Source organism: Pseudomonas sp. MYb541, assembly GCF_037479595.1.
Lineage (GTDB): Bacteria > Pseudomonadota > Gammaproteobacteria > Pseudomonadales > Pseudomonadaceae > Aquipseudomonas > Aquipseudomonas canadensis.
In genome coordinates, this window is sequence record NZ_JBBGYS010000053.1 from 1 (window position 1) to 13121 (window position 13121).

Consider the following 13121-nt stretch of genomic DNA (forward strand, 5'->3'; position numbering starts at 1 on the left):
CTTTGGTTACTTTCGACTGGGCCGGCATTCCGGCTTTTCGAAAGTGACCCGCCGTAAGGGCGGAACCATAAGCGGCCGTTACCCAAATAACGGATATGTACCCAACCCAACCCAACCCAATTGGTCACCCATTCTTACCCCAAATTGGATATTCCCCCTCCAAGGCCCGATGACTAACCTAGCCATCAATCCCCACTGCCCTGGAGCACCCCCATGCAAACCCGTACCGATTTCTACACCGCCTCCCCAGACGCCATGAAAGCCATGCTCGCCCTGGAAGCCGCCGTCGGCAAGCTGTCCATCGAACTGCCCCTGCTGGAACTGATACGCCTGCGCGTCTCGCAGATTAACGGCTGCGCCTTCTGCCTCGACATGCACACCGCCGACGCCCGCAAAGGCGGTGAAACCGAACGCCGCCTGTACACCGTCTCCGCCTGGCGCGAAACGCCGTTCTTCACCCCGCGTGAACGCGCCGCCCTGGCCTGGGCCGAGAGCCTGACCCTGATCAGCCACACCCACGCCCCGGACGAAGACTTCAACACACTAGCCACTGAGTTCAGCCCGCAGGAGCAGATCGACCTGAGCGTGGCCATCACCACCATCAACAGCTGGAACCGGCTGGCAGTGGGCTTTCGCAAAATGCCAAAGTAAGGCTCAACCTGATTTGAAATAGCCCCGTGGCGTGGTGCCGGTCATTCCCTTGAAGAAGGCAATCAATGCGCTGTCGCTGGCAAAGCCCAGCTCAAAGGCGCAGTAGCCGATACTGCGCCCGGTAGCGAGCAACTCGATGACGCGCATCAAGCGCCACTGCTGGCGCCATTGCTGATACCCCAGGCCGGTTTCCCGCAGGAAGATCCGGCCGATGGTCTTGGTGCTGGCGCCGACCTGCTTTTCCAGTGCTTGCAGCGTGGGCGGCAAGCGTTCGAGATGGGCCAGCAATGGTGCCAGGCGCTTGTCCTGCGGCAAGGGCAGGAGCATGCGTTGCTCGGCCGCACCCTGGATTTCCTCCAGGCACAACGCCAGCAAATGGGCATATCGGCCGGTGTGCCAATTAGTCTCGAAGGGGGCCATGGCCATCGGTTCCAGCACCGCGCGCAACAAGGCGCTCACTTCGATCACCCGAACCTCTGTCGGCAACAGGGTTGCAACGGCCGGGCTTACGTACACCGAGCGGTAATCTACAGCCTTGCTCATCACCGCACGGTGACGCACACCGCAAGGTATCCACGCTGCGCGGGTCGGTGGCAGCAGGCACAGTTGATTGTCCAGGGTAATGCGGGTGCAGCCTTGTTGGGTAAACAACAGTTGACCACGCCGGTGGTGATGCAGGCCGGAGTCGTGGTCGCCGAGAAGGGCGGCTATGCCGATGACGGGAGCCAGGTGGCTGTCAGGGTCGAAGGATGCGTCGGCGGCGAGCCATACCATGGTCTGTCCGATTTCATGGATAGATTGTCGAAGTCTGGATAATACTCCAGTCCCCGCCGCTTAGAATCCTTCCGCTTGTTTTCCCGTGAAGGTGCGATCCATGACATCTAAAAACGTGTTGGTGCTGGCCGTGGCGTTGCTGATGTTCCCGCAACTGGCCCAAACCCTCTATAGCCCGGCCCTGGGTGATATCGGCCAAGCCTTCGCCGTCGGACCTGAACGGGCCGGGCAGACATTATCGGTGTACTTCCTGGCGTTTGCGTTTGGCGTGGTGGTGTGGGGCCGGTTGTGTGATCGCTGGGGCCGGCGCCCAGTGATGATGGCCGGGCTGGGACTGTATGTCGCCGCCACGCTGTTGGCCTTGAGTGTGAGCACGTTCAACGGTCTGCTGTTGGCCCAGACCATCGCGGCCTTCGGCGCAGCGGTTGGCTCAGTGGCCACGCAGACGCTGTTGCGCGACCGTTTTCACGGCGCGCAGTTGGCCCAGGTGTTTTCCGTGATGGGGATTGCCCTGGCCGCCAGTCCGGCAGTCGGCCTGTTCAGCGGCGCGACCCTGGTGCAGTATTTCGGCTATCGCGGCATGCTCACGGGTTTGCTGCTGACCGCGGCGGGATTGTGGTTCGCCTGCCTGTGGGCCTTGCCCGAGACGCGTCCGGCGCCCCTGCCGACCTCGCCCCTGGGCCAAACCGTGGGCCTGATGCTCCGGGACCTCGGGGTATGGCGTTCCGTTGGCCTGGTGGCGGCGTTCAATATTGCGCTGTTTGGTTACTACAGCGTGGGGCCGTTTATCTTCGCGCGGCTGGGCTTGTCTGCTGCCGAGTTCGGCTACAGCGGTGTGTTGCTCGCGCTTGGATCGGGGCTTGGGGCATGGCTGAACAAAGCCTTGCTCAAGCGTGGCCTGAATGGCGAGCAGTTGGTGCTGGTCGCTGCAGGGGTGGCGCTGTCAGGCGGTCTGTCTGTCCTGATGTTGCAGGACAGCTGGCTATTCGTGGGGCCGATGCTGCTGGTGGTGCTGGCGTTCGGCATGGCGATTCCCAACGTGCTGGGGGCGGCATTGGTGGATTATCAAGACCGCCTTGGCACCGCTGCGGCCGTTTTTGGCTTGCTCTATTACCTGGCGATTGGCGCCGGGTTGACCTTGGTTACCTGGGCTCAGGACCTTGGCTGGAGCCTGTTGACGTGCGGCCTGGCGGCGCTGTGGCTGGCAGCGCCGCGTATGTTCAGAAGTTGACCGAAGCACTCAGTCGCGCCGTCAAGGGCGCGCCCTGGAACAGGTAGTCATCGCCCATGTATTCGCCCGCGTCGCGCCAGTAGCGCTTGTCGAACAGGTTGTCGACGCTCAGGCGGAACACCGTCTCATAGCCGCTCACTTTGGTGGTGTAGCGGCTGCCGACGTTCACCACTGCGTAATCCCCCACCTCCACATTGCCGCTACGGTTGGCGTACTTCTTGGCGCTGTATTGCACGCCGCCGAGTACCGCCAGGCCGTTCACCCAAGGCAATGCATAATCGGCATACACACTGGCGCGCAGCTTGGGCACGTTGATCGCTTGGTGGCCCTCATAGTCCGCAGTCCCGCTGCCGGTCACCCGTGCACGAATCGCCGCCACGCTGGTTGCGATCTGCAGGCGCTCAGTGGCCCAGCCATTGGCCGACAGTTCCAGGCCGGTGTTCTTTTGCTCGCCCTGTTGCACATAGTCGAATTGGCCAGTGCCGTCCGGCTTGGCGTATTGGTAGGCCTGGCGGGTCTGGAATACAGCGGCGGTGAAGCTCATGCGGCGCCAGTCGTATTTCACCCCGGCTTCGATTTGACGTGAGGTGGTGGGGGCCAGGGTTTCGCCGTCGTTGCGGGTCGTCCAAGGTGCCTCACCGCCCAGGGACAGCCCTTTGCTGTAGCTGGTGTACAGCGACACATTTTCCACCGGTTTGTAGATCAACGACGCCTGGGGCAGAAATTCGTATTGTTGGGTATGGCGTTGCTGATTGCCGTTTTGGTCGAAGGCTTTTTCATCCAGGCGCACTTCACGGCCGCCGAGGATGGTTTGCCATTGCTCGTTGAAGCGGATGCGGTCCGTTACGAACAGGCCATATTGGCGGCTGTCGAGACGCCGGTGCTTGTCGTTCAACGGCACGTCGGTGGGGGCGAAGGTCGGGGTGTCGACGTTGATGTTGGCGCTGCCGATGTATTCGTTGACCGACTTGCGCTTGTCGACCACTCGGCGAAATGCGCTGGTGCCAACGGTCAGTTCATGGCCCAGGCTACCGGTGTCGAACAGCCCAGTCATGGCCGCCTGCACTTCGTCGTCACGGCGGGTGTCGTCGGGGCTGCGGTAGTCGTAGATGTCGTAGTCGCCGGTGGGGCTGAAGAAAGCAGTGCCGCAATCGGTCACATAGAAACAGCCATAGGCAAACGAGCTGTAATCATCGATCACCACCTTGCTGCGCGCGGCGCTGACACTGCCTTTCCACTGATCGCTGAAGCGGTACTCGAACTTACCGTTGAGGTTCAGTGAGTCAATGCCCACTTGCTTCGACCCACTCTGGTGGCCCAGCAGTTTTTTCGGTGAAGCATCGTGGGGTACTTCGGTGCCGCCGAGCAATTGGTAGCCCGGCACCGAACGCTGTTGCTTGTCCTGGTATTCCGCATCCAACTGCAATACCGCATCGGGGCTGATGTTCCAGTCGAACGCCAGGGACACAAAGTCGCGCTGGCCATTGGCGTGTTCCACATAGGAGTTGAGGTCTTCATGGGCCACGTTGGCGCGCAGGCCGAATTGCTGCTCGCTGCCAAACCAGCCGCCCACGTCGGTGGCGATGTAGCCGCTGCCGCGATCGTCGGTGGAGACGGTCACCGAGCGCACGTCTTCCGGGCGCTTGGTCACGTAGTTGATCACGCCGCTTGGTTCGGAAATCCCGCTTTGCAGGCCGGCCAGGCCCTTGAGCACTTCGACCTGCTGTTTGTTTTCTAGGGCAACGTTCTGCTCGCCCGTGATGGTGCGCCCGTTGATCTTGTAGCTGCTCGCGGCGTTCAGCGAGAAGCCGCGCACCACAAAGTTCTCGTAGTAGCCGATGGGCGCATAGCTGTCGCCTACCGAGGCGTCGTTGCGCAGTACTTCACTGAGCAGGCGCGCCTGCTGGTCCTTGATCAGCGCAGCGTTGATCACCGTGATCGACGCCGGAGTGTCCAGCAGCGGCGCGTCATCGAAGCCGGCCACCGAGGCGGTTTCACTGCGATAGCCGGACTCTTCCTGGCCCTGGACGTTCACCGCTGGCAGTTCGATTTCAGCCGCCAGGCTGCTGCCGATGCCGCCGCTGAGCAGCAGGCCGAGGGCGAAACGTGAGGAAACGACGGGACGAGAACGCAAAACCATGGGGCAGGGCCTTAAAGCGCGGGCGGGGGGCGCATAAGCTAGGCATAAGCGTGGTCTTTTACAAGTCTGCTGCTACGAGGGCGTAGTGCGCTTCAGGGTTTCGCTCGGCAGTTCCTTGAACAACGCCCGGTAACTGTTGGAAAACCGCCCCAGGTGCCAGAACGACCAATTCATCGCCACCTCGGCCACAGTAGAGTCCGGTGAACCCAGCAACTCACGCCGCGCCCCGTTCAAGCGGCGCAACCTCAGCCATTGCGCCGGGCTCATTCCGGTGTAGGTCTTGAAGCCCTGTTGCAACTGACGCAACGGCACGCCGGCAATGTGCGCCAGTTCCAGCAGGTTGACGGTCTCATCCGGTGCATCCGCCGCCCATTCGCCGATGCGCGCCATCAACCGGCGTTCTTCGCTGCGTCGCTGCAACGAGTGGCGGTCCAGGCACACGCAGGCGTTGTCGAGGATGAACAGGCAATCGTCCAGTAACTGTTGGGTGAGGGCGTCACGGCTGGCGGGGTCGATTTCGGCGGACAAGCGGGTGAGGGTGCCACTCAGCCAGCGGCTGAACAGCCCATTCTGCTGGCAGGTCAACGGTGCCATGAACAGGCCTTCGAGCTTGGCCACATCCAGCCCATGGCGCTGCACGAATTGCGGCCCGAACACCACCGCCACTTCACGGTAGTTTTCCGGGGTGATCCAGGTGTTGTGGCTTTCGCCGTTGAGCATATACAGCGCGTTATCACTGCCGTCGAAACAGAACGCCAACGAGCCCGGCGGCGCGTTGAAATGCTGTTCCACGCGGGTGTTCATGCACTCTTCGTACACCTGCACACCCTGCAAATCCAGATAGCGGATTCGCCCGGCAAAATGTCCTGGGGACATCTGCTGGTACTGCTGCACCCAACCGGGTGTCGCATTGCATTGAGCGGCCACATCACCGGTGGTGAAGGCCTGTACGCGCAAAGCTGTTGCCTGTGTCATGAGTAACCTGGGCGCACTCTATTGGTGCGTTGTGGTTCGTGCAAAGTGGATAGATGCCGCAGGGGCGGCGCATCAAGATAGACCTCAATGCGCCAGGAGTACAAGCCGGCGCATGCACCCAACCCATGACGAGGTCCTTATGAACGCCCCCTTCGATCAGCTGTCCGCCTGGCTGAAAGAACACAAGATTACCGAAGTCGAATGCGTGATCAGTGATTTGACTGGCATCGCACGCGGCAAGATTGCGCCCACCAACAAGTTCCTGCATGAGCGAGGCATGCGCCTGCCGGAAAGTGTGCTGCTGCAAACGGTAACCGGGGACTTTGTCGACGACGAGATCTACTACGACCTGCTCGACCCGGCCGATATCGACATGGTCTGCCGCCCGGTGTCCAATGCCACGTATGTGGTGCCGTGGGCGATTGAGCCCACTGCGATTGTGATCCATGACACCTTCGACAAGCAGGGCAACCCCATCGAACTGTCGCCGCGCAACGTGCTGAAGAAGGTCCTGCAGCTCTACACCGATCAGGGCTGGCAGCCGATCGTCGCGCCGGAAATGGAGTTCTACCTGACCCAGCGTTGCGAAGACCCGGACCTGCCGCTGAAAACCCCGATAGGCCGCTCCGGCCGCGCCGAAACCGGGCGTCAGTCGTTTTCCATCGATGCCGCCAACGAATTCGACCCGCTGTTCGAAGACGTCTACGACTGGTGCGAAGCCCAGGGCCTGGACCTCGACACGCTGATCCACGAAGACGGCCCGGCGCAGATGGAAATCAACTTCCGCCACGGCGATGCCCTCGACCTGGCCGACCAGATCACCGTGTTCAAGCGCACCCTGCGCGAGGCCGCGCTCAAGCACAACGTAGCCGCGACCTTTATGGCCAAACCGGTGGCTGACGAGCCGGGCAGCGCCATGCATCTGCATCAGAGCGTGGTCGACATCGCCACCGGCAAACCAGTGTTCGTCGACGCTGATGGCAATAAGAGCCAACTGTTCCTTCACCACATCGGCGGCTTGCAGAAGTACATCCCCAAGCTGCTGCCGATGTTCGCGCCCAACGTGAACTCGTTCCGCCGCTTCCTGCCGGACACTTCGGCGCCGGTCAACGTCGAGTGGGGCGAAGAAAACCGCACCGTCGGCCTGCGCGTGCCCACCTCCAGCCCCGACGCCATGCGTGTGGAAAACCGCTTGCCCGGCGCCGATGCCAATCCCTACCTGGCGATTGCCGCTAGTCTGCTGTGTGGCTACCTCGGGATGATCGAGCAGATCGAACCCAGTGTGCCGGTGGAAGGTCGCGCCTATGAACGCCGCAACCTGCGCCTGCCGTTCACCCTCGAAGATGCGCTCGCGCGCATGGAGGATTGCGACACGGTCAAGCAGTACCTGGGCGACAAGTTCGTGCGGGGCTACGTGGCGGTCAAACGTGCCGAACACGAGAATTTCAAGCGGGTGATCAGTTCCTGGGAGCGTGAGTTCCTGCTGTTGAGCGTCTAAAAAACCAAAAAAGGGGTGTCGATATGCGTCTTGTGAAACAGCTTCTCCCGCTGGCCCTGGTGGCCGCGTTCAGCAGCGCCAGCCAGGCGGCGCCGACGGTCAGCGTCTATAACTGGACCGACTATATCGGGGAGACGACCTTGGCCGACTTCCAGGCCAAGACCGGGATCAAGCCGATCTACGACGTGTTCGACTCCAATGAAACCCTGGAGGGCAAGTTGCTCGCCGGGCGCACCGGCTACGACGTGGTGGTGCCGTCCAACCACTTCCTGGCGCGCCAGGTAAAGGCCGGTGCGTTCCTCAAGCTCGACCGCGCGCAACTGCCCAACTTCAAGAACCTCGACCCCAAGTTGCTCAAGCTGTTGGAAAAGAATGACCCCGGCAACGCGCACTCGGTGCCGTACCTGTGGGGCACCAATGGCATTGGCTATAACGTCGACAAGGTCAAGCAGGTGCTGGGCATCGACCATATCGATTCATGGGCGGTGCTGTTCGAGCCCGAGAACATCAAGAAACTCAACCAATGCGGCGTGGCCTTCCTCGATTCGGCGGACGAGCTGTTCCCGGCGATCCTCAACTACATGGGCAAGGACCCGCGCAGCGAGAATCCCGAGGACTACAAACAGGCCGAGGCCAAGCTGCTGACGCTGCGGCCGTATATCACGTACTTCCATTCCTCCAAGTACATCTCGGATTTGGCCAACGGTGATATCTGCGTGGCCTTCGGTTATTCCGGCGACGTGTTCCAGGCTGCCAATCGCGCCAAGGAAGCCAAGAATGGGGTGAACATTGCTTATTCGATTCCCAAGGAAGGCTCCAACTTGTGGTTCGACCTGCTGGCGATTCCCGCCGACGCGAGCAACCCGAAAGAAGCCCACGCCTTCATTAACTATCTGCTCGACCCTGAAGTGATCGCCAAGGTCAGCGCCTCGGTGGGGTATGCCAACGCCAACCCGGCCGCCAAGGCCTTCATGGACCCGGAACTGGTGAACAACCCCGAGGTGTACCCGCCGCAGGAAGTCCTCGACAAACTCTACATTTCCACCACGCCGACCCCGGCGACCATGCGCCTGATGACCCGGGCCTGGAGCAAAGTGAAGACCAACAAATGATGCAGTCGACTGACCACGCCCGGTCCTACTACCGGGCCACGGCCAACGCCCTGACGGAGCGCCCCGCATTGGGCAGCGACCTGACCGCCGATGTGTGCGTGATCGGCGGCGGGTTCACTGGCGTGAATACCGCCATCGAACTGGCCCAGCGCGGGCTTTCGGTGATCCTGCTGGAAGCCCGGCGCATCGGCTGGGGCGCCAGCGGGCGCAACGGCGGGCAGTTGATTCGCGGTATCGGCCATGACGTGTCGGGCTTCGCCAAGTACGTGGGCGAGGAGGGCGTGCGCTACCTGGAGCGCGCCGGGATTGACTCGGTGGCGTTGGTGGGCGAGCGTATTCGCGAGCACAACATCGACTGCGACTTGCGCTGGGGCTTTTGCGAGTTGGCCAATACGCCGACGCAGTTCGCGGCGTTCAAAGGTGAGCAGGAGCACTTGGCGGCGATGGGGTATGCCCACGAAACGCGCCTGGTGGGTCCGCAGGATATGCAGCAAGTGGTGGGCTCGTCGGTGTATGCCGGCGGCCTGGTGGACATGGGTTCCGGGCACCTTCACCCGTTGAATCTGGTGCTGGGTGAAGCGCAGTTGGCCGAGTCTCTCGGAGTGCGGATATTCGAGCACACTGAGGTGCTTGAACTGATCCACGGCGACACGGTGCAAGTGCGCTGCTCAGGCGGCACGGTACGCGCCGACCACCTGGTGCTGGCCTGCAATGCCCATCTGGAGGAACTGGAACCGCGCCTGAGCGGCAAGGTGCTCCCGGCGGGCAGCTACATCATCGCCACCGAGCCGTTGTCGGAAGAAATGACCCACCAGTTGATCCCGCAGAACCTGGCGTTGTGCGACCAGAAAGTCGGCCTGGATTATTACCGATTGTCCGCTGACCGCCGCCTGCTATTCGGCGGCGCCTGCCATTACTCCGGCCGCGATCCGGTGGACATCGCCGCCTATATGCAACCGAAAATGCTCAAGGTGTTCCCGCAACTGGCCCATACCGCCATTGAGTTTCAGTGGGGCGGCAAGATCGGCATTACCGCCAACCGCTTCCCGCAGGTGGGGCGCCTGAAGCAGTACCCGAATGTGTTTTATGCCCAGGGCTATTCCGGGCATGGGTTGAACGTGACGCACTGGTGTGCAAAGTTGCTGGCCGAAGGTATCCACGCCGGCCACAGCACGGGCCTGGATATTTTCAGCCAAGTGCCACACATGACCTTCCCTGGCGGGAAAGCGCTGCGCTCGCCGCTGCTGGCGTTGGGGATGTTGTGGTACCGGCTGCGAGAGCTGATCTAACCGACACCACCATTTCAAACGGCGTCAGGCCTCGGGTTCGGTGAGTACCTTGCGGAAGGTTTCCACCAGTGGCCGCAGGTTGATCCGATGCCACGCTGCCCACAATGGTGTGGTGTAGCTCAGCCATGGCAGCTCCCGCAACACCACGCCGGGCGGGGCATTGCGGCTCAGGCCTTTTTGTACCATCGCCACGCCCAACCCCGAAGCCACCAAGCCCAACGCGGTAAACGGTTCACCGGCTTCCATGGGGATCTGCGGGGTGAAGCCGGCGCGAATGCAGGCAGCAACAAAGTCGTCAGCTGGATGCGCGCCGGGTTTGCGCTGCACGCCGATCCACTCCTGGTCGGCCAGGTGTTCGGGCAACAGCTCACTCATGTGTACCAAGGGATGATGCTCGGGCAGGGCCAGCAGCATCGGGTCATCCAGCACTTGCCGCGCGATCAGGTCCGGGTCATCGGCGGCCGGTGGTTCGTTCACCAGCGCGATATCCAGGCTGCGTTGGCGCAGACCTTCCAGCTGTTCGAGAGACGGCAGGTTATACAGCTTGATATGCACGGTGGGGCGGTCGTCGCGCAGCACGCGCAGGGCATTGGGTAACACACCGGCATGCATGGCGTTTTCGATATAGCCGATGCACAGCCCACCTTCTTCGCCACGGCCCAGGCGCTTGCCCAGGGATTCCAGGCGATTGGCGTGGGTCAGCAGCGCTTTGGTTTCAGCCAGGAAGGTCTGGCCGTCACGGGTCAGGCGGATGCGTTGCTGGCTGCGTTCGAACAAGGTCAGGCCCAAACGCTCTTCCAGCTGAGCTATCTGCCGGCTCAGCGGCGACTGCGAGATGTGCAGGCGTTCGGCTGCACGGCCGACGTGTTCTTCTTCGGCGACCACTTCGAAGTAGCGCAGTTGGCGGAGATCGATCATGTTAGACCTACGAGGACTCAAGTTGGTCGCAGTATGTCTTGGACGGTCCGATCTCTGCAATCTAGGATCTGCTCAACGGTCACAGCGACCCCTGAACCCATTGAGGATCCACCATGAGCTTGAAAGATAAACTTCCCGGCCAACTCGGCTTCGGCACTGCACCGCTGGGCAACATGTTCCGCGCCATTCCTGAAAACGAGGCACAGGCCACTGTGGAGGCGGCCTGGAACGCAGGCGTGCGCTATTTCGACACGGCGCCGTTCTACGGCTCGGGCCTCTCGGAAATCCGCCTGGGCCAAGCCCTGTCGCAGTACAACCGTGACGACTTCGTGCTCAGCACCAAGGTCGGCCGGGTGATCCTCGACGAAGTCGAGGACAGCGCCCGTGACCTCGGCGAGAAAAGCGGCGTGTTCGAACACGGCCGCCCGAACAAGATGCTCAACGACTACAGCGCCGATGCCACCTTGCGCTCCATCGAAGACAGCCTGACCCGCCTGAACACCGATCGCCTGGATATCGTGTGGATTCACGACATCGCCCAGGACTTCTACGGCGACCAGTGGCTGGAGTACTTCAACCAGGCCCGTACCGGTGCGTTCAAAGTGCTGACTCGCTTGCGCGAAGAGGGCGTGATCAAGGCCTGGGGCCTGGGCGTGAACCGCGTCGAGCCGTGCGAATTGACCCTGGACCTGACGGAAGCGCAACCCGACGGCTTTTTGCTGGCCGGCCGCTACACTCTGCTGGACCACGATCGCGCCCTGCAACGCCTGATGGACGCGGCTTCTGCCCAGAACGTCGAGATCGTCGTCGGTGGCCCCTACAGCTCGGGCATCCTTGCCGGTGGCGAACACTTCGAATACCAGAAAGCCAGCCAGGCGATCATCAGCAAGGTCGAGCAGATCAAGGCGATTGCCCAGGCGTTCGGCGTCAGTGTGAAAGCCGCCGCGCTGCAATTCTCCCTGGCCCATCCGGCCGTGGCGGCGGTAATTCCCGGTGCCAGCCGTCCGGGCAGGATTGCCGAAGACGTCGCGGCGTTGTCAAAAAAGATTCCGGCAGCCTTCTGGCAGGCCCTGCGCGATGCCCGATTGATTTCGGATCGCGCACCACTGCCGCTTTAACTTCAGGAGTTTCAACCATGAAAATTGATGTAAGCGGCAAAGTAGCGATTGTCAGCGGCAGCACCGCCGGTATTGGCCTGGGCATCAGCCAGGCGCTGGCGCAGTCCGGCGCCACGGTGGTGGTGATCGGGCGTGACGCGGGCAAGGTGGATGACGCCTTGGCGAGCATCCGCCAGGCCGTTCCCGGCGCTGACCTGCGTGGTTTGGTGGCGGATCTCGGTACGGCCGAAGGTGCAGAAAAACTCTTCGCCGCCGAACCGCGTGCCGACATCCTGGTCAACAACCTGGGCATCTTCAACGACGTGGATTTCTTTGAGGCCCCGGACAGCGAGTGGACACGCTTCTATGAGGTCAATGTGATCTCCGGTGTACGCCTGGCGCGGCATTACACGCCGGGTATGGTCGAGCAGGGCTGGGGGCGGGTGATTTTCCTGTCGTCGGAGTCCGGCGTGGCGACCCCGGCGGACATGATCAACTACGGCGTGACCAAGAGCGCCAATCTGGCGGTGTCCCATGGTTTGGCCAAGCGCCTGGCGGGCACCGGTGTGACGGTAAACGCGGTGTTGCCTGGTCCGACCTTTACCGACGGCTTGGAGCAGATGCTCAAGGACGCCACCGCACAATCGGGGCGCAGTGCGCGGGACGAGGCGGATGTGTTTGTGCGTAACGCACGGCCGACCTCGATCATCCAGCGCGCGGCAAATGTGGATGAAGTCGCCAACCTGGTGGCGTACATTGCTTCACCCCTGTCATCTGCCACCACCGGTGCCGCGCTGCGGGTCGACGGTGGTGTGGTCGACAGCATGGCCATCTGAATTGTTTTTCATTTTCTGGAGTAATTAACGTGGCAACAGCGTCTTCTGTGATTGAAATCCCGGTTTCGGCCGATCAGGTCTGGCAATTGGTCGGCGGCTTCAACAGCCTGCCGGACTGGCTGCCGTTCATTGTCAAAAGCGAGCCAAGCGATGGCGGCCGCGTGCGTCACCTGCAAACCGCCGACGGTGGCGTGGTGGTGGAGCGGTTGCAGAACTTTGATAACGTTGGGCGCACCTACAGCTACACCATCGAGCAGTCACCGTTTCCGGTGAGTGCGTACCTGGCGACATTGCAGGTTGAGGCCTTGACCGAAACGTCGGCGAAAGTGACCTGGTCGGGTGTGTTCACGCCGGCGACGGGGACTACGGATGCGGCGGTGGAGGAATTGTTTGCCGGTGTCTACAGCGGTGGGCTTGAGGCTTTGCGCGCCAATTTCCCGGCCTGAAACTGAACCTGTGGTGATTGGGCGTTTGTGGTGAGCGGGCTTACCCCGCGCTGGGCTGCGCAGCAGCCCCAAAAATCTTGGGAGCGCTACGCACTCCAGCGCGAGCAAGCTCGCTCACCACAGCAAGCCCGCTCACCGAAGTAAATCTCGACAG

General features: G+C 61.7%; 12 protein-coding genes. 8 read left to right on the forward strand and 4 right to left on the reverse strand.

All coding sequences use genetic code 11. From position 1 onward, the window contains the following. Positions 1–213: 213 nt before the first annotated feature. Positions 214–651: a carboxymuconolactone decarboxylase family protein gene (locus tag WH299_RS25700; protein ID WP_028615837.1), complete on the forward strand. Its 438-nt coding sequence runs from the start codon at positions 214–216 to the stop codon at positions 649–651. Between the two features lie 3 nt (positions 652–654). Here WH299_RS25700 and WH299_RS25705 read toward each other — a convergent pair whose 3' ends face one another. After that, positions 655–1425: an AraC family transcriptional regulator gene (locus WH299_RS25705; protein WP_339551665.1), complete on the reverse strand. Its 771-nt coding sequence runs from the start codon at positions 1423–1425 to the stop codon at positions 655–657. Positions 1426–1525: 100 nt separating this feature from the next. On the opposite strand from WH299_RS25705, the gene WH299_RS25710 reads away from it, so the two are divergent. Then, entirely contained in the window at positions 1526–2656 is a 1131-nt protein-coding gene (locus WH299_RS25710; RefSeq protein ID WP_339551666.1) for an MFS transporter, read from the forward strand. Here the strand turns inward: WH299_RS25710 and WH299_RS25715 are convergent. Together WH299_RS25715 and WH299_RS25720 are read right to left on the reverse strand one after the other, a co-directional pair. Continuing rightward, the gene (locus WH299_RS25715; protein WP_339551667.1) at positions 2646–4796 is read right to left on the reverse strand and encodes a TonB-dependent siderophore receptor; all 2151 of its coding nucleotides are present in this window, start codon (positions 4794–4796) and stop codon (positions 2646–2648) included. The two genes, WH299_RS25710 and WH299_RS25715, sit on opposite strands and share 11 nt — an antisense overlap. Before the next feature lie 72 nt (positions 4797–4868). Beyond that, on the reverse strand, positions 4869–5771 hold the full coding sequence (locus tag WH299_RS25720; protein WP_323625437.1) for a helix-turn-helix domain-containing protein: 903 nt from the start codon (positions 5769–5771) through the stop codon (positions 4869–4871). Between the two features lie 139 nt (positions 5772–5910). Here WH299_RS25720 and WH299_RS25725 point away from each other — a divergent pair, with 139 nt between their 5' ends. The 3 genes from WH299_RS25725 to WH299_RS25735 are packed head-to-tail and all read left to right on the forward strand — an operon-like array spanning position 5911 to position 9670. Then, positions 5911–7269: a glutamine synthetase family protein gene (locus tag WH299_RS25725; protein WP_068934205.1), complete on the forward strand. Its 1359-nt coding sequence runs from the start codon at positions 5911–5913 to the stop codon at positions 7267–7269. Between the two features lie 23 nt (positions 7270–7292). Then, positions 7293–8381 (forward strand): polyamine ABC transporter substrate-binding protein, encoded by a 1089-nt coding sequence (locus WH299_RS25730; RefSeq protein WP_028615843.1) that lies wholly within the window; start codon positions 7293–7295, stop codon positions 8379–8381. Continuing rightward, positions 8378–9670 carry an NAD(P)/FAD-dependent oxidoreductase gene (locus WH299_RS25735; RefSeq protein ID WP_339551668.1) on the forward strand — a complete coding sequence of 431 codons (1293 nt, stop codon included), beginning with the start codon at positions 8378–8380 and terminating at the stop codon, positions 9668–9670. Before WH299_RS25730 ends, WH299_RS25735 begins: the two co-directional genes overlap by 4 nt. A 24-nt stretch (positions 9671–9694) precedes the next feature. Here the strand turns inward: WH299_RS25735 and WH299_RS25740 are convergent, their stop codons facing one another. After that, positions 9695–10588: a LysR substrate-binding domain-containing protein gene (locus WH299_RS25740; RefSeq protein ID WP_126571690.1), complete on the reverse strand. Its 894-nt coding sequence runs from the start codon at positions 10586–10588 to the stop codon at positions 9695–9697. Positions 10589–10701: 113 nt separating this feature from the next. Here WH299_RS25740 and WH299_RS25745 point away from each other — a divergent pair, with 113 nt between their 5' ends. Genes WH299_RS25745 through WH299_RS25755 form a run of 3 tightly spaced genes read left to right on the forward strand, consistent with a single transcriptional unit; the run spans position 10702 to position 12967 of the window. After that, on the forward strand, positions 10702–11706 hold the full coding sequence (locus WH299_RS25745) for an aldo/keto reductase (RefSeq protein WP_339551670.1): 1005 nt from the start codon (positions 10702–10704) through the stop codon (positions 11704–11706). Positions 11707–11723: 17 nt separating this feature from the next. Further along, entirely contained in the window at positions 11724–12521 is a 798-nt protein-coding gene (locus WH299_RS25750; RefSeq protein ID WP_016975578.1) for an SDR family NAD(P)-dependent oxidoreductase, read from the forward strand. Between the two features lie 29 nt (positions 12522–12550). Further along, positions 12551–12967, forward strand: coding sequence for an SRPBCC family protein (locus WH299_RS25755; RefSeq protein ID WP_323625433.1), 417 nt, complete (start codon positions 12551–12553; stop codon positions 12965–12967). The last annotated feature ends 154 nt before the right edge of the window (positions 12968–13121 follow it).

Excerpts from the sequence above, each read along its gene's own strand:
- WH299_RS25700 (WP_028615837.1), top strand. The coding sequence starts at position 214 with ATGCAAACCCGTACCGATTTCTACACCGCCTCCCCAGACGCCATGAAA.
- WH299_RS25705 (WP_339551665.1), bottom strand. The coding sequence starts at position 1,425 with ATGGTATGGCTCGCCGCCGACGCATCCTTCGACCCTGACAGCCACCTG.
- WH299_RS25710 (WP_339551666.1), top strand. The coding sequence starts at position 1,526 with ATGACATCTAAAAACGTGTTGGTGCTGGCCGTGGCGTTGCTGATGTTC.
- WH299_RS25715 (WP_339551667.1), bottom strand. The coding sequence starts at position 4,796 with ATGGTTTTGCGTTCTCGTCCCGTCGTTTCCTCACGTTTCGCCCTCGGC.
- WH299_RS25720 (WP_323625437.1), bottom strand. The coding sequence starts at position 5,771 with ATGACACAGGCAACAGCTTTGCGCGTACAGGCCTTCACCACCGGTGAT.
- WH299_RS25725 (WP_068934205.1), top strand. The coding sequence starts at position 5,911 with ATGAACGCCCCCTTCGATCAGCTGTCCGCCTGGCTGAAAGAACACAAG.
- WH299_RS25730 (WP_028615843.1), top strand. The coding sequence starts at position 7,293 with ATGCGTCTTGTGAAACAGCTTCTCCCGCTGGCCCTGGTGGCCGCGTTC.
- WH299_RS25735 (WP_339551668.1), top strand. The coding sequence starts at position 8,378 with ATGATGCAGTCGACTGACCACGCCCGGTCCTACTACCGGGCCACGGCC.
- WH299_RS25740 (WP_126571690.1), bottom strand. The coding sequence starts at position 10,588 with ATGATCGATCTCCGCCAACTGCGCTACTTCGAAGTGGTCGCCGAAGAA.
- WH299_RS25745 (WP_339551670.1), top strand. The coding sequence starts at position 10,702 with ATGAGCTTGAAAGATAAACTTCCCGGCCAACTCGGCTTCGGCACTGCA.
- WH299_RS25750 (WP_016975578.1), top strand. The coding sequence starts at position 11,724 with ATGAAAATTGATGTAAGCGGCAAAGTAGCGATTGTCAGCGGCAGCACC.